This window comes from Azospirillum argentinense, from assembly GCF_000632475.1.
Lineage (GTDB): Bacteria > Pseudomonadota > Alphaproteobacteria > Azospirillales > Azospirillaceae > Azospirillum > Azospirillum baldaniorum.
In genome coordinates this window covers 596898-617289 of sequence record NZ_CP007796.1, presented here as the reverse complement: position 1 = coordinate 617289, position 20392 = coordinate 596898, and the positions used below count along the sequence as shown (strand labels likewise).

The window sequence follows — 20392 nt, the reverse complement described above, 5'->3', positions numbered from 1 at the left end:
CCCGACACCTTTACACCCTTAAAAATTTCCCGATCACTCGCTCGCCAGCGCCGCCACCGGGTCGAGCCGGGCGGCGCGGCGGGCGGGGATCAGGCCGAAGACCATGCCGGTGAGCACGGCGGAGGCCACCGCTCCGGCGATCGCGGTCGCGGTGAAGACCACCGGCATTGCCAGCAGCCCGATCACCGCGCCGCCGGCCAGCCCCAGCGCCACCCCGGCCAGCCCGCCCAGCCCCGCCACCAGCGCCGCCTCCATCAGGAACTGCCGCTCGATGTCGGCGGCGCGGGCGCCGACGGCCATGCGGATGCCGATCTCGCGGGTCCGCTCGGTCACGCTGACCAGCATGATGTTCATGACCCCGATGCCGCCGACCAGCAGCGTGATGACCGCGGCGCAGCCGAGCAGAAGCGTCATGGTGTCCTGGGTCTCCGCCGCCGCCTGGATGCGCGCGGTCCCGTCGTGGATCTGGAAATCCTCCTGGCCGTGACGCTCGGAGAGCAGGGCGCGGATGGCGTCGCGGGTCTGCCCGATCCGCCCCACGTCGTGCACCGAGACCAGGATCAGTTGCAGGTCCGGCTTGCCGATCAGGCGTTGCACGCCCGTGGACAGCGGCACGAACACCCAGTCGTCGGTGCTCTGGTTGCCGGTCAGGTCGCCCTTCTGCGCCATCACGCCGGTGACCAGGAAGGGAATGTTGTTCACCAGCACATGCTTGCCCAGCGGCGACTCCCCGCGCGGAAACAGCCGTTCGGCGACGCGGTGGCCGAGAACCGCCACCGCCGCCCCGGCCCGCTCGTCGGCGCGGGTGAAGAAGGCCCCCCGGGCGACCGGCCAGCGGTGGGTCAGCGGCAGCGACGCCGAAGTCGCCAGCCCTTCGGTGCGGTGGTCGATGTTGCCGTGGCGGACCATCACCGGCGTGTCGAGGTAGGGCATCACGCTCTCGACGTTGGGCAAGTCCAGGATGGCCTCGCTGTCCGCCTCGGTCAGTGGCGTGGCCGGCAGGCGGGGATCGCCGCTGCCCGCCACGACATAGACCAAGTTCACCCCCAGCGCGCCGACCCGCGCCATCACCGCCTGCTTGGCGCCCTCGCCGATGGCGAGCAGAGCGATCACGGACGCCACGCCGATGACGATGCCGAGCAGGGTCAGCGCCGTGCGGAAGCCGTTGGCACCCAGCGACCGCAACGCTGCCGACAGGGCTTCCCCGGCGTCGGTCCACAGGGAGGCGCCGGCGGCCACGCGCTCCGCCGCGGCAGGGGAGGGGGCCACCGGTGACGGGGCCGGTCGGCCGCTGTCGGCGACGATCCGGCCGTCGCGCATTTCGATCACCCGGCCGGCGGCCTCGGCCACCTTGCGGTCGTGGGTGATGAGAATCACCGTGCGGCCGGCGGCGGACAGCTCGCGCAGCAGCGCCACCACCTCCGCCCCGCTGGCGCTGTCCAAAGCACCGGTCGGCTCGTCGGCCAGGATCACCGGGGCGTCGTTCATCAGCGCCCGCGCGATGGACACGCGCTGTTGCTGGCCGCCCGAAAGCTGGTTGGGGCGGTGATGGCGCCGCTCCTCCAGCCCCAGGCGGCCCAGCAACTCCACGGCGCGGCCTTCGCGCAGCGCGGCGGGCAGGCCCGCGTAGCGGCCCGGCATCTCGACATTCTCCTGCGCCGTCGTGCCGGGGATCAGATGGTAGTGCTGGAAGACGAAGCCGAACCCGTCCCGCCGCAACGCCGCCCGCTCGTCGCCCTCCAGCGCCGTCACGTCGCGCCCGTCGACGCGGTAGCGTCCGGAGGTCGGGCGGTCGAGCCCGCCGAGAATGTTCATCAGCGTCGATTTGCCGGAGCCGGAGCTGCCGACGATGGCGACGAACTCCCCCGCCTCGACGGTCAGGGAAACGCCGCGCAGCACCTCGACCGCCAGGCCGCCGCCGCTGATGTAGGTCTTGCGGATGTCCTCCAGGACGAGGAGCGGGCCGCTCACAGCCGGAACCCGATCTTGGGCGGGCGGCCGTCGTCGGTTTTCCAGCCCACCACGATCCGCTCGCCTTCGGCCAGCCCCTCCAGGATCTGGGCGTTGAAGCGGTCGCGCACCCCGACGCGGACCTCGCGCGTCTCGATGGCGCCACCGCTGCCGATCAGCGTCACGCGGTGCCGCTCCGCCGCCTCATCAGCCGGAGTCGGGGCGGCCGGAGTCGGGATGGCCGGGGTCAGGGCGGCGACCGGAACGGTGACGGCGTCCCTGGCCGCGGCGGCCACGAAGAAGACCTGGGCGGTCATGTCCGGGCGCAGCTCCCCCCGGTCGTTGGCGATTTCGAACAGCGCGGTGTAGAGCACGACGCTGTTGGCCGCTCCGCCGCCCCCGGACGCGGACGAGCCGCCGCCGTTTCCCGTTGTGGGCGGCTTCGGCGGTGCGGGCAGAATCTCCTGCAGGCGTGCGGTCCAGCGCCGCCCCGGATGGCCGAGCGTGGTGAAGTAGAGCGGCATGCCGTCCCTCAGCCGCGTCACGTCGGCTTCCGACACCTGGGTCCACACGGTCATCGCCGACAGGTCGGCGATCCGCATCAGGACCGGCGCCTCGTAGGCGGAGTTGATGGTCTGGCCCTGGCGGGCGTCCACCGCGATCAGCGTGCCGCTCATCGGCGCGTAGATGCGGGTGTAGCCGAGCTGCGCCTCGTCGGCCTGGAGGGTCGAGTCCGTCTGGCGGATCTGCGCTTGGGTGGCCTCGACCTGGGCGGCGGCGATGCGCGCCTCCATGCGGGCCTGGTCGAAGGCCTCGCCGCGCCCCGACCCGCTGCGCCGCAGCGCCGCCTGACGGGCCAACTGGGCCTCGGCGAAGTCGGCGCGCGCCCGCTGCTCAGCCAGCAGGGCGGTCAGGCGGGCGCGTTCGGCGCGCCCGGCCTCGACCTTGGCCTGTTGCAGGGCGGGGTCGATCTCGGCCAGCAGATCGCCCTCGCGGACCATCTGCCCGACTGTCACGTGCAGCCGGGTCAACTGGCCGGACACCTGGGCGCCGACATCGACGTAGGCGCGCGGCTGGATCTTGCCGAGCGCCGTCACCGTGTCCTCGACCGTGCCGCGGCCGACCACCGCCACCTCCGCCGAGGCGGCGGGATCGGCCGGGCGCAGCAGGGCGGCGGAGGCCAGCCCGCCGAGCACCAGCGCGGCGGCGGCGAGACCGCGGCGCACACCGCGCCGGGAACCGGAAGCCGCCGCCGACCGCCGCGCCGTCATCACCACGTCGCCCGCAGGGACAGCAGGACGTTGCGCGGCTCGCCGTAGTAGCCGGAGACGTCGATGTTGCTCAGATACTTCTTGTCGAACAGGTTGTTGACGTTCAGCGTGGCCGACACCTTGTCGGTGATCTGATAGCGGGCCATCAAATCGACCACCGCGTAGCCGTCGCGGTCGTAGCGCTCGGCGCCGGTCCCGGTGTAGACGTCGCCTTCCCACCGGAAATTGCCACCCACCGTCAGGCGGTCCCAGGCGCCCGGCAGGCGGTAGGTGGTGAACAGCTTGAAGGTGTCGCGCGGCACATAGGTCATCATCCGCTGGCCGTCGGCGTTCTTGACCGAGCTGTGGCTGTAGCCGCCGCCGACCTGCCAGCCGGTCATCACCTCGCCCGCGACCTCCAGATCGAAGCCCTTGCTTTCCGCACCCTTCACCGCCCGGTAGGCCTGCGTGCCGTCCGGGGCGAAGCGGCCGGGATCGACCTCGCCCAGGTTGTTCTGCTGGATCAGGAACACGGCGGCGCTGGCGTTCAGGGCGCCGCCGAAGAACTCGGCCTTCAGGCCGGCCTCGTAGGCGTCGCCGTCCAGCGGGTCGAGGGACTGGCCGCTGGCGTCCTTGTAGTTCTGCGGCTTGAAGATGCTGGTGTAGCTGGCGTAAACCGACCAGATGTCGGTCAGGTCGAGCACGACACCGGCGTAGGGCGTGAGCACGCCGTTCTCCGCCCGCTTGCTGTAGCTTCCCGCCCCCGCGTTCGGGCTGCTCTTCTCGATCTGCTCCCACCGGCTGATGCGGCTGCCGAGGATGACCGACAGCGCGTCGATCGGACGCAGGCGGGTCGCGGCGTAGGCGGCCATCTGCCGCTCGTCGGTTTGCGACCGGCCGGTCGGGTTGAGCGTCGGCTGGGCGATGCTGCCGTTCCAGGTGAAGTAGTTGGGGATCGAAGGATCGTAGCCGGGGATGTTCCAGAGCGGGTGGCTGAGCCCCTCGCGCTTGGCGTAATAGCCGCTGACGCCGGCCATCAGGTCGTGCCGCCGCCCGAACAGGTCGAAGCCGCCGTTCACGTCGGCGCTGACGGAGGTCTGCTCCAGGTCGGAGTTCCAGCGGCCCGCCCAGACGCTCATGCCGGTGCCGTCCCGGTTCAGGTCGCCGCGGGTGCCGAAGCCGAGCAGGCTGTCATATTCGCGGTTGTTGCGCTCCACGTTCAGCGTCGCCGTCCAGCCGTCACCGAAGCGGTGCTTCAGCTCGCTGAAGACGGTCAGGTTGTCGTGCATGTGGTACGCCCAGCGGGCGCCGCTGTTGTAGGAGCGGGGGAGGTTCGTCTTCGTCCCGTCGCTGTAGAACAGCGGGAAGCCGGAGTTGGAGGCGTCGTCGGAGCGGTGCTTCTGGTACTCGACGCCGACCGTCCAGGTGGTGTCCTCGGTGACGTCGGCCTCCAGGACTCCGTAGAGCACCTTCTTGCGCCCGTGCAGGCGGTCGATGAAGCTGTTGTTGTCCTGATAGGCGCCGACGACGCGCCCGCGCAGGCGGCCGTTCTCGGTCAGCGGACCCGACAGGTCGGCCTCGCCGCGGTAGCGCTCCCAGGAGCCGATCTGCCCCTCGGCGTAGCCCTGGAGGGTCGGGGTCGGGCGCTTGCGGACCAGATTGACCGAGGCCGACGGCTCGCCGACGCCGTTCAGCAGGCCGGTCGCGCCGCGCACCACCTCGACCCGGTCGAACACCGCCATGTCGGAGATGGAGTCGTCGAACCCGTACACGGTCGACCGCGGGATGCCGTTCACCTGATAATTCGTCACCGGGAAGCCGCGGGCATAGACCTCGTCTCCGTCGCTGCCCATCGCGCCGCGCTGCATCCGTGACACGCCCACCGTCTGGTTGAGCACGTCGCGGATCTCGTTCAGGCCCTGGTCGTCCATGCGCTGGCGGGTCATCACGCTGACCGACTGCGGCGTCTCGCGCGGCGTCAGGGGCAGCTTGGTGGCGCTGTCGGTCGATCCGGTGGTGTAGGAGCCGGTACCCTCGCTGCGGCCGGGGTCGCGGGATAGCCCGCCCTGGACGGTCACCGGGTCGAGCACCGCCGCATTCCCGGCCTGGGCCGGCAGCTTCTCCAGCGTCACCGTGTCGGGATCGACGAAGCGGGCGATCAGGCCGGTGCCGGCCAGCAGGCGGATCAGCGCGTCCTGCGGCGCCAGAGTGCCCGTCACCCCCGGCGAGGACACGCCCTGCGCGATGTCGGAGGGGTAGAGCACCTGGAAGCCGGTGGCCTGCCCGTAGGCGGCGAGCACCCCCGGCAGCGGCCCGGCCGCGATGGCGAAGCTGACGGTCCGGCCCTGCTGGGCCACCTGCACGGGCGCTTCCCCGGTCGTCATCGGCGCCGCCAAGGCGCCGTGCAGCGCGGTCGATGCCAGCAGCATGCCCAACAAAGCCGGAGCCCAACCGGTCCGCACCTTGTTCCCCCACACCTTGTTCCCGCGCGCCGTCTGCCCCCGCAGCAGACGCCCCCCAACATCGATCATCACCGAGACCCCGTCATTTTGCGAATGAGTTGCATTTTCGCGTATGCAAGTCACGACGTTGTCCGGTGGAAACCACCTCACCTTGATTTGGAAAAAATTTGATACGAACCGGCTAGACGGAACGAATGATGACCAAGCCGGGAACGGGACGCAGCGTGCGCAAGGGAAGCGTGCGGAGAATGGCGTTCAGGGCGGCGTCCGGCCGGCTGATGTCCACGCTGCCGTCGAAGCGCAGGCCGGCGAGCGGGCGGTCCCACAGCACGATGCGGGCGGGGTGGTAGCGGTTGAGATCGGCGATCACCGCGTCGAGCGGCTGTCCCTGGAAGACCAGCCGGCCGTGCCGCCATGCGTTCTCCACCGCCACGCCCTGGCTCAGCAGCGGGCCGGGACCATCGGGGCCATAGGACCGGCTTTGTCCGGCGGCGATGGGAAGGGGGGGCGCCATCCCGGTGGTCAGGCTGGCCGTTCCGGACTCCACCGCCACCACCACGGAGTCCAGGCAGCGGTGCACCACGAAGCTGGCGTCGGCGGTGGCGATCCGCCCGTCGGCGCAGGTGACGACGAAGGGGCGCCCCGGGTCGGGAGCGGTCACGAAATGCGCCCGACCCCCGGTCAGACGGACGCGCCGTTCCGCGGGAGTGAAGGCGACGGCCACCGCGCTGTCGGCGTCCAGGGTCAGGACCGAGCCGTCGTCCAGCGTCACCGTCCGCCGCTCGCCGATCCCGGTCGTCAGGTCGCCCGGCCAGCCGGTCAGGACGACCACGCCGCCCAGCGCCGCGGCGCAGGCGGCCGCCCCGCCAACGGCGCCGAGCGCCAGGAAACGGCGCCGCGTCGGCGCGGCACGGCGTTCCTTGCGCGGATCGGGCACCCGGTCCAGATCGCCCCACAGCCCGGCCAGCCGGTCGTATTCGCGGCGGTGGGCCGGGTCCTGCGCCAGCCAGGCATGAAAGGCCCGGCGGTCCGCCGCGTCGGCGTCGCCCGACTCCATGCGCACGAACCACGCCAGGGCCGCGTCCCGCGGGGTGTCCGGTAAGTCCGGCTGGTCGCGATCGCGCTCCATCAGAGCGCCAGCCGGTCGCGGCAATGGGCCAGGGCCTTCATGACATGCTTCTCCACCATGCTGCGCGAGATGCCGAGGCGGGCGGCGATGTCGGCATGGCTCAAGCCATCGAATTTGTGAAGCAGAAACACCTCCCGGCAGCGCGGCGGCAGTTCGGCCATGGCTTGGCTCAGCCGCTCCAGCCGCTGCTTGTGCTCCAGCGTCGCCTCGGCGTCCGGCTCGTCCAGCGGGCGGTCGAGGCCCAGCTCCGCCGGGGCGAAGCGGCGCCCCCGGCGGGCTTCCGCGCGCATCCGGTCCAGCGCGATGTTGTCGGCCATGCGGTACAGGTAGGAGCGCGGGTTGTCGATCTCCGGCAGGGCGGTCAGGCTGCGCAGGCGCAGGTAGGTGTCCTGCACGACGTCCTCGGCCAGGCACAGCGACCCCAGGCGCCGGGCCAGATGGCCCGTCATCTCCTCATAATGGTCGAGCAGCAGCCCCAGCAGGGAAGACCGGTCTCGTTCAGCCATGACCTCGGCAACACCCGTTCCCAGAACCGTGAAAACCACTCCTAACCATGAATGCGAATCATTCGCAATCGATAGATCGACCGGAGAAAAAATCTTTGCCATGAGGCGGTGAGGGGGTGGCGGTCGGTGAACGTCCTGTAGTCGGGAGAGGCGTGCGCGTGGGGCGGGCCCTGGATGGTGTCTGATGGACTGGCGTGCCCTATTTGCCGGTCATCAGGCCGGCGCCGCCGAAACCGCCGTCCACGTTCAGGACATGGCCGTGCACATAGCGGCTCTCGTCGGAGCACAGGAAGACGGCCGCCGCGCCGATGTCCTCCGGATTGCCGTAACGCCCCATGGGAATCAGCCGGCCATAGGCGGCGCGGGTGTCGGCGTCGTGGGCGTGACGGACCATCTCGGTCTCGATCGGGCCGGGAGCGATGGCGTTCACGGTGATGCCGTGCTCGGCCAGTTCCACCGCCATGACCTTGGTCAGCAGCTCGAGCCCGGCCTTCGACGCCCCATAGGCCGCCCGCCCGCGTCCGCCGCGCTGGCCGGAGGGGGAGGTGACGTTGACGATCCGTCCCGCGCCGTGCCCGGCCATCACGCGGGCGGCGGCCTGGGCCACCAGGAAGGCGCCGGTCAGGTTCACCGCGATGGTGCGGTTCCAGTCCTCCAGCCGCACATCCAGAAAGGGCGTGCTGCTGCCGATGCCCGCGTTGTTGACGAGGATGTCGAGGCGGCCGTAGCGCTCCGTGACGGCGTGGATGGATGCCGCGACCGACTCCGCGTCGGCCACGTTCAACGCCAGCGCCAGCCCGTTCCGATGGTCGAGCGTCGCCACCGCCGCACGGGCGCCGTCCCCGTCGATGTCGGCGACCACCGGCACCGCCCCTTCCGCCGTCAGGGCGCGGGCGATGGCGAGACCGATGCCCCGCGCCCCGCCGGTCACCAGGGCGACTTTGTCCTTCAGTCTCATGCATGCTCTCCGGAATGGTCCTCCCCGCCGCGTGTGACGAAGCGCGGGGGATCGAAGGCGGTGACGGGCGGCGCGTCGCCGTCCCAGCGCTCCACCTCCACGGCGGCGCTCTGCGCCGCACAGCCCTGGGAGAGGCCGGAGGCGCCGATGTCCGGCGTCACCAGATTGGGATTCCCGTGCTTGTCCGCGCTGCCGTCGCGGTCGGGTTCGAGCGGGTCGTACCAAGCGCCGGTGGCGATCTGGAGCACCCCGGCCCGGATGCCCTCGCTGAGGACCGCGCCCGCCAGGAAGGCGCCCCTTCCGTTGAACACCCGCACCACGTCGCCGTCGGCGATGCCGCGGGCGGCGGCGTCTTGTGGGTTGATGAGGATCGGTTCCCGCCCGGCGATCTTCGAGGCCCGGCTGACCGTTCCGTGGTCGTACTGGCTGTGCAGCCGGGTTCGCGGCTGGTTCGACAGCAGATGCAGGGGATGCGTCGCCGACGGGCGCAGATCCGCCGGCGGGGCCAGCCAGACCGGGTGGCCGGGGCAGTCGGGAATCCCGAACCCCGCGATGGTGGCGCTGGCGATCTCGATCCGTCCCGACGGGGTGGGCAACAGAGAGCGTTCCGGGTCCGTGCGGAAGGCCTTCAGGAACACCTTTTCCGGTGCGGGCGGGATTTCGAACAGCCCGTCCTCCCAGAAGCGGTCGAAGGGCGGCAGTTCCACCCCGGCCCGTTCGGCGCGCCCGCGGGACTCCTCGTAGAGGTGGCGCAGCCAGTCCTCCACGCTGCGCCGGTCCGTGTAGGCGTCCCCCACACCCAGCCGTTCGGCCAGGGCGGAGAAGATCGCGTAATCGTCGCGCGCCTCGCCGACCGGCGGAACCGCGCGCTTCATGGCGATCAGGAAGCGGTCGCCCGCCGAGCCGCCGATGTCGTCCCGCTCCAGCGGTGTGGTGGCGGGAAGCACGATGTCGGCGAACTTCGCCTGGGCGGTCCAGAAGGGGTCCTGCACCACGATCGTCTCGGGGCGGCGCCACGCACGGATCAGGCGGTTGAGGTCCTGGTGGTGGTGGAAGGCGTTGCCGCCCGCCCAATAGACCAGCCGGATGTCGGGATAGGTCACCCAGCGCCCGTCGTAGGTGCAGCCGCCGCCGGGATTCAGCAGCAGGTCGGCGATGCGCGCCACCGGGATGAAGGCGGACACCGGATTCATTCCCTGCGGCAGCCGCGGCCCGGAAAAGACGCGCCGGTCCGATCCGTGGCCGTTCAAGGTGCCGTAGCCGATGCCGAGCCCGCCGCCCGGCGTGCCGATCTGGCCGAGCAGGGCCGCCAGCGCCACCGCCGCCCAAAATGGCTGCTCGCCATGGACGGCCCGCTGCAGCGACCAGGCGACGTTCACCGTCGTGCGGTGCCACGCCATGCGGCGCGCCAGATCCCGGATGGACCCGGCCGGAAGGCCGGTGATCGCCGCGGCCCATCCGGCGTCCTTCGGCCGTCCGTCCGCTTCCCCCAGCAGGTAGCGGCGGAAGGGCTCGAAGCCCACCGTGCAGCGGTCGAGGAAGTCCGGGTCGTGCAGCCCCTCCGTCACCAGCGTGTGGCTCAGCGCCAGCATCAGCGCCGCGTCGGTGCCCGGCCGGATGGCCAGCCATTCGGCCTCCGGCACGTCCTCCAGATCCTGGCGAACCGGGCTGACGTTGACGAAGCGCATCCCCGCGGCGCGCAGGCGGCGCAGCGCCGGCCGCAGGATGTGGTCGCTCGCCCCGCCGGAACCGACCTGCGCGTTCTTCGCCGGCAGGCCGCCGAAGGCGACGAACAACTCCCCGTGCCGTTCCAGGCTGCTCCAGGCCGTCTGGGCGGGCAGCAGGTCGTCGATGGTGCCCAGGATGTGCGGCAGCAGCACGCGCGCCGCCCCCAGGGAATAGCTGTCGCGGTGGGTGACGCAGCCCCCCACCGCGTTCATGAAGCGGTGGATCTGGCTTTGCGCGTGGTGGAACCGGCCGGCGCTGCCCCAGCCGTAGGAGCCGCCGTAGATCGCCGTGTTGCCGTGGATGCGGCGGACCCGCTCCAATTCCCCGGCCACGAGGTCGAGCGCCTCGTCCCACGGCACCTCGACGAAGGGTTCCCGTCCGCGGCCCTCCCGTGAATTCGGGCGTGAATCCGGGCCGGCGCGCAGCCAGCCGGCGCGCACCGCCGGGCGGCGGATGCGGCTGGAGGCGGTGATCCCCTCCACCATGGAGCGGCCGATCGGCGACGGATCGGCGTCCCATGGCATGGGGTCGAGCGCGGCGAGCCGGCCGCGCTCGACGCGCGGCCGGTAGACGCCCCAATGGGTGGCGGTGAGCATTGCGGTCTTCGCGTTCGGGGGGCGCGTCAGTTCGTCGGGCTCTTGTCGAACCAGGCGTTCTTCAGAGAGCCGTAGACCTGGTCGGCGGTGGTCACCACGTCCTTCAGGCTGGCGGCGTGGACTGTGAAGAAGCGCAGTTCGGCCAGCGGAATCGACGGCAGGTCGGTCTGCACGATCTGCTGGAACTCCTTGAAGGTGGCGATGCGGTCCTGCTGGTTGGCCTGCACCTTCGCCCGCGCGATCAACGCGTCCAGCGTCGGGTTGCGGTAGCCGCTGCCGTTGGTCCAGGGCGTGCCCTTGCCGATCCATTCCGACGAATAGGCGCGCGTCACGCCGACCTGCGGGTCGGAGAAGGCGGCCAGCCAGACGCCGTTGATGTCGAAATCGCGGTCGCCGTAGATGCGCTTCAGATAGGCGGCGGTGTCCTGGCTGCGGATGGTCACCTCGATGCCGACGCGCTTCAGCGCCTGCTTGATGTATTCGCCGGTGCGCTTGTAATCGTCGCCGTAGGGCAGGAAATCCTCATGCAGCGCAAAGCGCACGCCGTCGGCGCCGCGCTTGAACCCGGCTTCGTCGAGCAGGGCCTCGGCCTTCTTCGGGTCGAAGTCGTACTGCGGGACGGTGGCGTCGTGGAAGGCGGCCAGGGTCGAGGGCACCGGGCTGATGGCGGGCTTGGCGAAGCCGAACCAGACGATGGTGGCAATCGCCTTGCGGTCGATGGCGTGGGCGATGGCCCGGCGCACCCGCACATCCTTGAGATACGGGTTGTCCAGATTCAGGTCGAGGAACATCCAGGGCGACAGCCATTCGTAGCCGCGCGTCTCGATCTTCAGGTTGGGCAGCTTGCCGAGCCGTTCGGCGTCCCGGAGGGGAACCGGGCTGAAGACGGCGTACTGGACGTCGCCCTTCTCCAGCGCGGCGGCGCGGGCGGTGGCGTCCGGGATGACCTTGAAGACGATGCGGTCCAGGTAGGGCTTCCCGGCGTCCCAGTAATTCGGGTTGCGCTCCAGGATGATGTGGTCGCCCCTGACCCATTCCTTGAAGACGAAGGCCCCGGTGCCGACGGGCTTCAGGTTGTGCGGGTTGTTGACGATGTCGGTGCCTTCGTAGAGATGCTTGGGCAGCACCTGGGCGCCGTTGGCGTTGACCGCGCTGAGGATGGCGAGCGACGGTTCGCTGAGGCGCAGGATCACCGTGTGGTCGTCCGGCGTGTCCACCTGGGTGACGCGTCCGAAGATGGCCTGATTGCGCGGGTGGATGGTCTTCCAGACGTTTTCCAGCGTCCACTTCACGTCGGCGGCGGTGAAGGGATGGCCGTCGTGCCACGTCACGCCCTTGCGCAGGAAGAAGGTGATCGACAGGCCATCCGGCGCCACCTCCCACCGTTCGGCCAGCGACGGCTTCGGATTCAGGTCCAGGTCGTAATCGACCAGACCGTCGAAGATGTTGCCGGCGAGGACGCTGTTCGGCAGCGCGAAGTTGATGGCGGCGGACAAGGCCACCGGTTCCGGTTGAACAATGGCGGTCAGGGTGCCGCCGCGTTGCGGGGCGGCGGTTTGAGCGTCGGCCTGCGCCGCTCCGCCCAGCAGCGCCAGCAGGCCGGCGGCCATCAGCGCGCGGGCACCCCGTGAACGGAGAAGCGAGCGGGTGGAGGGGGTGTGAGAGGTCGTCATCAAGGATTCCTACGATCCGGGGAATGCGGGTCGGCAGCGCCGCCCGAATTCACATCATTTTTTAGTTTTAAAAACCTATATATCTAGTATTATGGTGGGTTATTGGCGGGTCAAGTGTGTATCATCGTATGCAGCGTTCTTTTTGCGCCGCCCGGACAACGGTGCCCAGACAATGGCGCCCGATGAAGGCGGAAGGGCTGGTCAGCAGCGTCGGCGATCTTCGCTCCGCCCGGGTCCCAGGGTGCTTGGGCAGTTGGAAAAATTTGTTGAAATTATGAAACAGCAAAAACTTCATGTTAGAAATGTGGTTTCAGGCACCATAAATCCATTAAATGTGTAGACAATGACCGGCCGCCGGGCAATGATGGCTGGGAATCGCGGCTTCCGAAGGGTGTCGGCACCCCGGTGACGCCGCCCCGCCATTGCCCTGGAAAGACGTCATGGCCAACCTCCCGACGGCCCGTCCGGCCTCCGCTTCCGCAGCGTCCGACCCTGGAACGGTCTGGGTTCCGCTTCCCGAAGCCATGGGGATTTGCGCCGGCGCGGAGTGTCAGGCTTTCCACGCTCCGGCCGGCGGACTCTGGGCGCAGATGCGCGGCGCTTGGCTGAAGGCCCGCCGCACCGGCTGAGCGCACCGTTCCCGAGTCCACAGCTTCCGATCCTTCCGTTCGCTGCACGCAAGCGGGCGTTCCCGAACGCATGTCCGCAAAGGAGACTCCTGTGACCGCGACCTCCTCTCCGGCCGACCGGCCGCCGCTGCCGCTTCTCGACCTTGCGCGCCTGGACGGCGGCGCCGCCGACCGCGCCCTGTTCCTGTCGGAACTGCGCGCGGCCATTCGCCGCTTCGGCGCCTTCTACGTGACCGGACACGGGGTCGATGCGGCCTTCCTCGACGCGATCTTCGACCTGTCGCGCGGCTTCTTCACGCTGCCGGAGCGCGACAAGCTGTCCATCGAGATGGTCAACTCACCCCATTTCCGCGGCTACACCCGCGCCGGGTGGGAGCGGACCCGCGGCCGCGCCGACTGGCGCGAGCAGTTGGACATCGGGTCCGAACGGGAGGCCCTGCCGTGGGGGCCGGGGGCGCCGCCCTGGGTCCGCCTGCAGGGTCCCAACCAGTGGCCGGACGCCTTGCCGGACCTGCGCCCGGCCGTGCTGCGCCTGCAGGATGAGCTGACGGGGGTGTCGCGGCGCCTGCTGTCGGCGGTGGCGACCGCTCTGCACCTGCCGGAGGACGCCTTCGCGCCGATCCTCACCGACCGGCCGACGCAGCTCATCAAGCTGATCCGCTATCCGGGCCATGACGCCGTTGAGGCGGAGGATGGAGAGGGGCAGGGGGTCGGGCCGCACAAGGACAGCGGCCTGCTGACGCTGGTCCTCCAGCACCGCCAGAGCGGTTTGCAGGTCGAGACGGACGGGGGCTGGGCCGATGTTCCGCCGCTTCCCGGCACCTTCGTCGTCAACGCCGGCGAACTGTTGGAACTGGCGACCGACGGCTATTTCCGAGCTGCGGTGCATCGGGTGGTGACGCCGCCGACGGGGGTGGACCGTCTGTCGACCGCCTTCTTCCTGGGGGCCGGGCTGGACGTCTGCGTGCCGGTGCTGCCGCTGCCGGACGATCTGGCCGCCGAGGCGCGCGGGCCGGAGCAGGACCCGCTGAACCCCCTGTTCGCGTCGGTCGGCGAAAACACGCTGAAAAGCCGCCTGCGCTCCCACCCCGACGTGGCGCAACGCCATTACGCCGATCTCGTCGGCGCCCCCGCCTGACCGCCGTCCCACCTCCGAATTTCCGAAAAGGGAGCCCTCCCGATGACCGACCGTTCGCCGCGTTTCGAAACCCTGGCCGTCCATGGCGGCGCCTTCCGTTCCGATCCCGTCACCGGGTCGGTCGCGGTGCCGATCCACCAGACGACCTCCTTCCAGTTCCAGGACACCGCCCACGCCCAGCGGCTGTTCGCGCTTGAGGAGCTGGGCAACATCTACACCCGCGTCACCAACCCGACGGTCGACGCGCTGGAGCAGCGGCTCGCCGTTCTGGAAGGCGGAGCGGCGGCGGTGGCGGTCGCCTCCGGCCAGGCGGCATCCTTCTACTCGGTGCTGAATCTGGCGCAGGCCGGCGACAACATCGTCACCTCCACCGACCTCTATGGCGGCACCTGGAACCTGTTCGCCAACACGCTGAAGCAGATCGGCATCGAGGCGCGCTTCGTCGATCCGGCCGATCCGGAGAATTTCCGCCGCGCCACCGACGACCGCACCCGCGCCTACTACGCCGAGACGCTGCCGAACCCGAAGCTGAACGTCTTCCCGATCCGCGAGGTCGCCGACATCGGCCGGGAACTCGGCGTGCCGCTGATCGTCGACAACACGGCGGCCCCGCTGACGGTGCGGCCCTTCGAGCATGGCGCGGCGGTGACGCTCTATTCGGCGACCAAGTACATCGGCGGCCACGGCACCACCATCGGCGGCGTCCTGATCGACGGCGGCACCTTCCCGTGGGAGGCCCACGCCGCCCGCTTCCCGCTGCTGACCCAGCCCGATCCCAGCTATCACGGCGCCATCTGGACGGAAGCCGCCAAGCCGCTCGGCCCCATCGCCTACGCGCTGCGTGCCCGCGTCACCCTGCTGCGCGACATCGGCGCGGCGCTCAGTCCGCAATCGGCCTTCCAGCTGATCCAGGGTCTGGAGACGCTGCCCCTGCGCATCCGCCAGCACAACGCCAACGCCATCCTCGTGGCGAACCACCTGAAGGCGCACGCCAAGGTGACGTCCGTCATCTTCCCCGGCCTTCAGGAGGGCGAGGCCCGGCGCCGGGCGGATGCCTATCTGAAGGGCGGTTACGGCGGGCTGGTCGGCTTCGAGCTGGCCGGCGGTGCGGAGGCGGGCCGGCGCTTCATCGACGCGCTGAAGCTGTTCTACCACGTCGCCAACATCGGCGACGCGCGGTCGCTCGCCATCCACCCGGCCACCACCACCCACTCCCAGCTGTCTGCGGAAGACCAGCGCGCCAGCGGCGTGACGCCCGGCTACGTCCGCCTGTCCATCGGCATCGAGCATCCGGACGACATCATCGCCGATCTGGAGCAGGCGCTGGCGGAGGCGTGAGGATCATCGCCCGATAACCCACAGACCGCGCGGATCACGGCCGGCACCGTCCCTTCATCGGGCGTGCCGGCCGAAATTTTTACAGGCGTGCATATTTCTGTATGCGTTCAAACACTACTGTGTAAGTATATTTATCGTAACATAAAGCGAAACAGAGACGTGAAATATCGGTTCCGGACCTGCCGCGGACGCTCAGTCCGCCGCTTCGTCCGCGTGACCGATCAGCCCCGGAGGTTTCCGATGGCCAACGCGCCCGGCGCTCCCGCCACCCCATCCGTTTCATCTCTTGAATTCGACGCCCATCTTGAGGCCGACGTCCTCGTTCTGGGCGGCGGCCCCGCCGGCACCTGGGCGGCCATCGCCGCCGCAACCGCCGGTGCCCGCACCATCCTGGCCGACAAGGGCTTCTGCGGCACGTCCGGCGCCACCGCCGCGTCGGGAACCACGCTGTGGTACGTCGACCCCGACCCGGCCAAGCGCGCGGCGGCCAAGGCGGCGCGCGAGGGGCTCGGCGGTCATCTGGCCGATCACGGCTGGATGGACCGCGTGCTCGACCGCACCCACGCGGCGGTCGGCCAGCTGGCCGATTGGGGCTATCCCTTCCCGCGCGACGCCGACGGGCGGGACCGCCGCGTGTCGGTGCAGGGGCCGGAATACATGCGGCTGATGCGCCGCCGGGTGAAGCAGGCCGGCGTGACCATCCTTGACCATTGCCCGGCGCTGGAGCTGCTGGTCGATGACGGCGGCGCCGTGGCCGGCGCGGCCGGTGTGCGGCGGCAGAAGGGAGGCCGCTGGGCCGTCCGGGCGAAGGCGGTGGTCATCGCCACCGGCGGCTGCGCCTTCCTCAGCAAGGCGCTCGGCTGCAACGTGCTGACCGGCGACGGTCTGCTGATGGCGGCGGAGGCCGGGGCCGACCTGTCGGGGATGGAATTCTCCAACGCCTACGCCATCGCCCCGGCCTTCGGGTCGGTGACCAAGACGTTGCTCTATCAGTGGGCCAGCTTCACGCGGGCGGACGGCGCGGTCATTCCGGGCGCCGCGTCCAAGGGGGGCCGTTCGGTCATCGCGCGGGTCCTGGCGACCGAGCCGGTCTACGCCCGCCTCGACCGGGCCGAACCGGAGCTGCGGGCGGCGATGCGCCAAGCCCAGCCGAATTTCTTCCTGCCCTTCGACCGCGTCGGCATCGATCCCTTCACCCAGCGCTTCCCGGTGACCCTGCGGCTGGAGGGCACGGTGCGCGGCACCGGCGGCCTGCGGCTGGTGGACGAGCGCTGCGCCACCGCCGTGCCCGGCCTGTTCGCCGCGGGGGACGCCGCGACGCGCGAGCCGATCTGCGGCGGCTTCACCGGCGGCGGCAGCCACAACGCCGCCTGGGCGATGTCGAGCGGCCATTGGGCCGGGCAGGGGGCCGCCGACCATGCCCGCGCTCTGGGGAACGGGGCTCGCACGCTGCGGCGGGCCGGCGGCACCGGACTGCGCGAGGGACGGGGTGCTGCGATCGACGCCGGGGCGCTGACCCGCGCCGTCCAGGCCGAGGTCTTCCCCTACGACATCAACTATTTCCGCACGGAGGAGGGGCTGACCGGCGCGCTCGCCCGGCTGGACCGGCTGTGGAGCGACGCGGCCGGAGCCGCGCCGTCCTCGGCCGACGACTCCCTGCGCGTGCGGGAGGCCGCGGCGATGCTGGCGACCGCCCGCTGGATGTACCGCTCGGCGCTGGCGCGCACGGAATCGCGCGGCATGCACCGCCGCCTCGACCATGCCGCCCTCGATCCGGCGCAGCGCCATCTGCTGACGGTCGGGGGCCTGGACGAGGTCCATGTCTCCGCCCGTCTGGCGCCGCTCCATCCAGATCCGTCCGGGGCGAAGCGGGAGTTGGCGGCATGATCGAACTGATCAGTCCGACCCGCTGCACCGGCTGCAACATCTGCGTCTCCATCTGCCCGATGGACGTGTTCCAGACGGCGAGCGGGCAAGCCAAGGGGGCCGCGCCCGTCATCGCCCGGCAGTCCGACTGCCAGACCTGCTTCCTGTGCGAAGCCCATTGCCCCGACGACGCCCTTTATGTCGCCCCCGACGCCGAGACGGTGACGGGGATCGCCGAAGAGGCGGTGGCCGCCGCCGGCCTCTTCGGCAGCTACCGCCGCGCCATCGGCTGGAGCAACGGCCATCGCGACAACCGTTCCGCCGACCAGACCTTCCGGCTGCTGGCGCCCCATTGAGCGCCCGGCCGCACCCGACAGGAGCTTTCAGATCATGACCGTGTTCGATCCTTCCGCTGTGCGCCTCAGCCGCCGCCGCCTGCTGGCGGGCGCGGCGGTGACCGCCGGCGCCGTGACTGCCGGCGCATTCGCCGCCGCGCCGCTGTGGGACGCCGACCACACCACTCGTGCGGCGGCCAAGGCGACGCTGGCCTATGGCAGCACCGGCTACACCTGGGCGGTGCCCTTCGTCGCCGAGGCCGCCGGCACCTGGGCCGAGGCGGGCTTCGACCTCAACACCATGGAGTTCGAGAGCGGGCGCGATTCGATGCAGGCGCTGCTCGCCGGCTCCGCCGACTTCTCCGCCTCGACCGACACGCCGGTGGTGTTCGCGGTGCTGCAGGGGCTGCGCCCGCTGATCCTGGTGAATTACAGCCGCTATTCGCGCGACATGAAGATCGTCGTGCGCAAGGACGCCGGCATCGATCCGGCCAAGCCGGCCAGCCTGAAGGGCCGCCGGATCGCCACCCGCGTCGGCACGTCCGGGCAGTACATGCTGGCGAAGTATCTGGAGTTCGCCGGGCTGGCGCAGAGCGACGTCGAGGTCGTCGACCTCACCCCGAACAACATGACCTCCGCCCTGGTGCGCGGCGACATCGACGGCTTCGCCTGGAGCAGCCAGTCAGCGGTGGTGGCGGAGCGCCAGTCGGGCGGCAAGACCGCGGTGATGACCCAGGACGGGCTGGAGAAGTTCTTCCAGAGCCATCAGCTCCTGCTGACCACCGAGAAGGTGGTGAAGGAGAAGCCGGAGCTGGTCGCCGGCGCCATCAAGGCGCTTCAGGCCGCGGAGCGGCGGATTCACGCCGACGGCGGCTGGGCCGACCTGATCGCGCGGCGCATCCACACCCCGCCCAAGGACATCCTGGAGGCGACGTCCGAATTCACCTTCCAGATCGCCTTCGACGACCGCTTCCTCGACGATCTGGTGGCGGAGGCGGAATGGGCCATCGCCGCCGGCCTCGCCAAGCGTCCGGCGGGCGATCTGCGCGCCCTGTTCCGCGGCCTGATCGTCGACTCGCCGCTGAAGGCGGTGGCGCCCGACCGGGTCACCCTCACATGAGGAGAGGGGACATGAGCGGGCCGCTGATCGATTTCGACCGCGTGTCGCAGATCTACGCGTCCCGCGACGGGTCGCCGGTCTGGGCGCTGCGCGACGTGTCGCTGACGGTGGAGGCCGGCGAGTTCGTCTGCCTGATCGGCCCGTCCGGCTGCGGCAAGTCCACGCTGATCCACCTGCTCGCCGGCTTCCTGACGCCGACCTCGGGGGACGTGCGCTTCCGAGGCCGGCCGCTGGCCGGGCCGGGGCCGGAGCGCGGCGTGGTGTTCCAGGAATACGCCCTGTTCGCCTGGATGACCGCGCGGCAGAACGTCGAGTTCGGCCTGCGCATGCAGCGCGTCTCCGCCCCCATCCGGCGCCGCCGGGCGCTGGAGGCGCTGGACCGGGTCGGGCTGCGCCACGCCGCCGACCGCTACCCGCACGAGCTGTCGGGCGGCATGCGCCAGCGCGTCGCCGTCGCCCGCGCCCTGGTGGTGGAGCCGGAGGTGGTGCTGATGGACGAGCCCTTCGCCGCCGTCGACGCCATGACCCGCACCACCCTGCAGGAGGATCTGCTGCGGCTGTGGCGGGAAACCGGGGTGTCGGTCCTGTTCGTCACCCACAACATCGACGAGGCGGTCTTCCTCGCCCAGCGGGTGGTGGTGATGGGGGCGGGGCCGGGCGTCATCCGGGAGGATCTGACGGTCGATCTGCCCTATCCGCGCGACCGCGGGTCGGCGGACTTCGGCCGGGAATACGCCCGCATCGCCGCGGCGCTGGCCCGCGGCAGCCAGAAGGCCGGCGGGACCGATGGCGGGACCGATAGCGAACGGAGGGCCGCGTGACCGCGACGACGGACGGCATGACCGGCAATCGCCGCGCCATCCCCCGGGGCTCGGTAGCGGAGACGCCGTCCGAAGGCGCCGCCTTCGCCGAGGCGTTCCGCCGCGCCCACCGTCGCGGCCGGCGGCGGGCGGCGTGGCTGCGCGCCCTGCTGAACGTGACGGGCATCCTGCTGTTCCTGGCGGTCTGGGAGGCGGTGCCGCGGCTCGGCACCTGGGTCAACCCGGTGCTGCTGCCGCCGCCGTCGGTGGTGTTCGACACCTTCGTCCCGATGCTGCTGTCCGGCGAGATTCCGGCCAACATCCTGGTCAGCCTGCGCCGGGCGGCGCTCGGCTTCGCCATCGCGACGGCGACCGGCGTGACCGCCGGGCTGCTGACCGCGCGCATCGGCCTGCTGCACCATGTCAGCGAGCCCATCCTGCACGGCTTCCGCTCCGTCCCCTCCATCGCGCTGGTGCCGCTGTCGGTGCTGTGGTTCGGCATCGGGGAAGGGTCGAAGGTGGCGCTGGTCGCCTGGGGCAGCTTCTTCCCGATCTGGATCACCACCTTCATCGGCGTGCGCGACGTGCCGGCGGCCTATCTGCGCTCCGCCGCCTGCCTGGGGGCGGGGCGGCTGGCGACGCTGCTGCTGGTGGTTCTGCCGGCGGCGCTGCCGATGATCCTGGCCGGCCTGCGGCAGGGCATCGCCGTCTCGCTGATCCTGCTGGTCGCCGCCGAGCTGTCGGGCGCGCGGGAGGGCATCGCCTACATGATGTCCACCGGCCACCAGATGTTCCGGGTCGACATCATGCTGATCGGGCTGGTGCTGCTCGGCACCTTCGGCTTCATCGCCGACCGGCTGTTCGTGGCGCTGATCCGCCGCCTGTTCCCCTGGTACACCACCGCCTCCTGAGGG

16 protein-coding genes are annotated in these 20392 nt (G+C 70.6%); 8 read left to right on the top strand and 8 right to left on the bottom strand.

Annotated features, from left to right (window positions below; genetic code table 11):
• Positions 1-33: 33 nt before the first annotated feature.
• The 8 genes from ABAZ39_RS28960 to ABAZ39_RS28925 all read right to left on the bottom strand — a co-directional run bounded on the left by ABAZ39_RS28960 (position 34) and on the right by ABAZ39_RS28925 (position 12252).
• On the bottom strand, positions 34-1971 hold the full coding sequence (locus ABAZ39_RS28960) for a MacB family efflux pump subunit (RefSeq protein ID WP_040137681.1): 1938 nt from the start codon (positions 1969-1971) through the stop codon (positions 34-36).
• The gene (locus tag ABAZ39_RS28955) at positions 1968-3221 is read right to left on the bottom strand and encodes an efflux RND transporter periplasmic adaptor subunit (protein ID WP_040137680.1); all 1254 of its coding nucleotides are present in this window, start codon (positions 3219-3221) and stop codon (positions 1968-1970) included. The genes ABAZ39_RS28960 and ABAZ39_RS28955 overlap by 4 nt, the downstream gene beginning before the upstream one ends.
• On the bottom strand, positions 3221-5731 hold the full coding sequence (locus tag ABAZ39_RS28950; RefSeq protein WP_051658686.1) for a TonB-dependent siderophore receptor: 2511 nt from the start codon (positions 5729-5731) through the stop codon (positions 3221-3223). Before ABAZ39_RS28950 ends, ABAZ39_RS28955 begins: the two co-directional genes overlap by 1 nt.
• 112 nt (positions 5732-5843) lie before the next feature.
• Entirely contained in the window at positions 5844-6791 is a 948-nt protein-coding gene (locus ABAZ39_RS28945; RefSeq protein ID WP_040137679.1) for a FecR family protein, read from the bottom strand.
• Complete coding sequence (locus ABAZ39_RS28940) at positions 6791-7297, bottom strand: sigma-70 family RNA polymerase sigma factor (RefSeq protein ID WP_040137678.1); 507 nt, start codon at positions 7295-7297, stop codon at positions 6791-6793. Before ABAZ39_RS28940 ends, ABAZ39_RS28945 begins: the two co-directional genes overlap by 1 nt.
• Before the next feature lie 199 nt (positions 7298-7496).
• Positions 7497-8255, bottom strand: a complete 759-nt coding sequence (locus ABAZ39_RS28935) for an SDR family NAD(P)-dependent oxidoreductase (RefSeq protein WP_040137677.1) — start codon at positions 8253-8255, stop codon at positions 7497-7499.
• A complete protein-coding gene (locus ABAZ39_RS28930) occupies positions 8252-10579 on the bottom strand; it encodes a molybdopterin-dependent oxidoreductase (RefSeq protein ID WP_040137676.1) in 2328 nt (775 codons plus the stop codon). Before ABAZ39_RS28930 ends, ABAZ39_RS28935 begins: the two co-directional genes overlap by 4 nt.
• 26 nt (positions 10580-10605) lie before the next feature.
• Positions 10606-12252, bottom strand: coding sequence for an ABC transporter substrate-binding protein (locus ABAZ39_RS28925; protein WP_247881782.1), 1647 nt, complete (start codon positions 12250-12252; stop codon positions 10606-10608).
• Between the two features lie 440 nt (positions 12253-12692).
• Between ABAZ39_RS28925 and ABAZ39_RS28920 the strand changes: the two genes are divergently transcribed.
• From ABAZ39_RS28920 to ABAZ39_RS28885, 8 genes are all read left to right on the top strand, one after another.
• Positions 12693-12881, top strand: coding sequence for a hypothetical protein (locus tag ABAZ39_RS28920; protein WP_040137674.1), 189 nt, complete (start codon positions 12693-12695; stop codon positions 12879-12881).
• A gap of 70 nt (positions 12882-12951) precedes the next feature.
• On the top strand, positions 12952-14019 hold the full coding sequence (locus tag ABAZ39_RS28915) for an isopenicillin N synthase family dioxygenase (RefSeq protein ID WP_051658685.1): 1068 nt from the start codon (positions 12952-12954) through the stop codon (positions 14017-14019).
• 42 nt (positions 14020-14061) lie between these two features.
• Positions 14062-15357, top strand: coding sequence for an O-acetylhomoserine aminocarboxypropyltransferase/cysteine synthase family protein (locus ABAZ39_RS28910; RefSeq protein ID WP_040137673.1), 1296 nt, complete (start codon positions 14062-14064; stop codon positions 15355-15357).
• A 240-nt stretch (positions 15358-15597) separates the two neighbouring features.
• A complete protein-coding gene (locus ABAZ39_RS28905) occupies positions 15598-17244 on the top strand; it encodes an FAD-binding protein (protein ID WP_081863406.1) in 1647 nt (548 codons plus the stop codon).
• Positions 17241-17579, top strand: a complete 339-nt coding sequence (locus tag ABAZ39_RS28900) for a 4Fe-4S dicluster domain-containing protein (RefSeq protein WP_040137672.1) — start codon at positions 17241-17243, stop codon at positions 17577-17579. Before ABAZ39_RS28905 ends, ABAZ39_RS28900 begins: the two co-directional genes overlap by 4 nt.
• A gap of 34 nt (positions 17580-17613) precedes the next feature.
• The gene (locus ABAZ39_RS28895; protein WP_040137671.1) at positions 17614-18678 is read left to right on the top strand and encodes an ABC transporter substrate-binding protein; all 1065 of its coding nucleotides are present in this window, start codon (positions 17614-17616) and stop codon (positions 18676-18678) included.
• Between the two features lie 11 nt (positions 18679-18689).
• Entirely contained in the window at positions 18690-19499 is an 810-nt protein-coding gene (locus ABAZ39_RS28890) for an ABC transporter ATP-binding protein (protein ID WP_051658684.1), read from the top strand.
• Positions 19496-20389 carry an ABC transporter permease gene (locus tag ABAZ39_RS28885; protein ID WP_247881781.1) on the top strand — a complete coding sequence of 298 codons (894 nt, stop codon included), beginning with the start codon at positions 19496-19498 and terminating at the stop codon, positions 20387-20389. The genes ABAZ39_RS28890 and ABAZ39_RS28885 overlap by 4 nt, the downstream gene beginning before the upstream one ends.
• Positions 20390-20392: the final 3 nt, after the last annotated feature.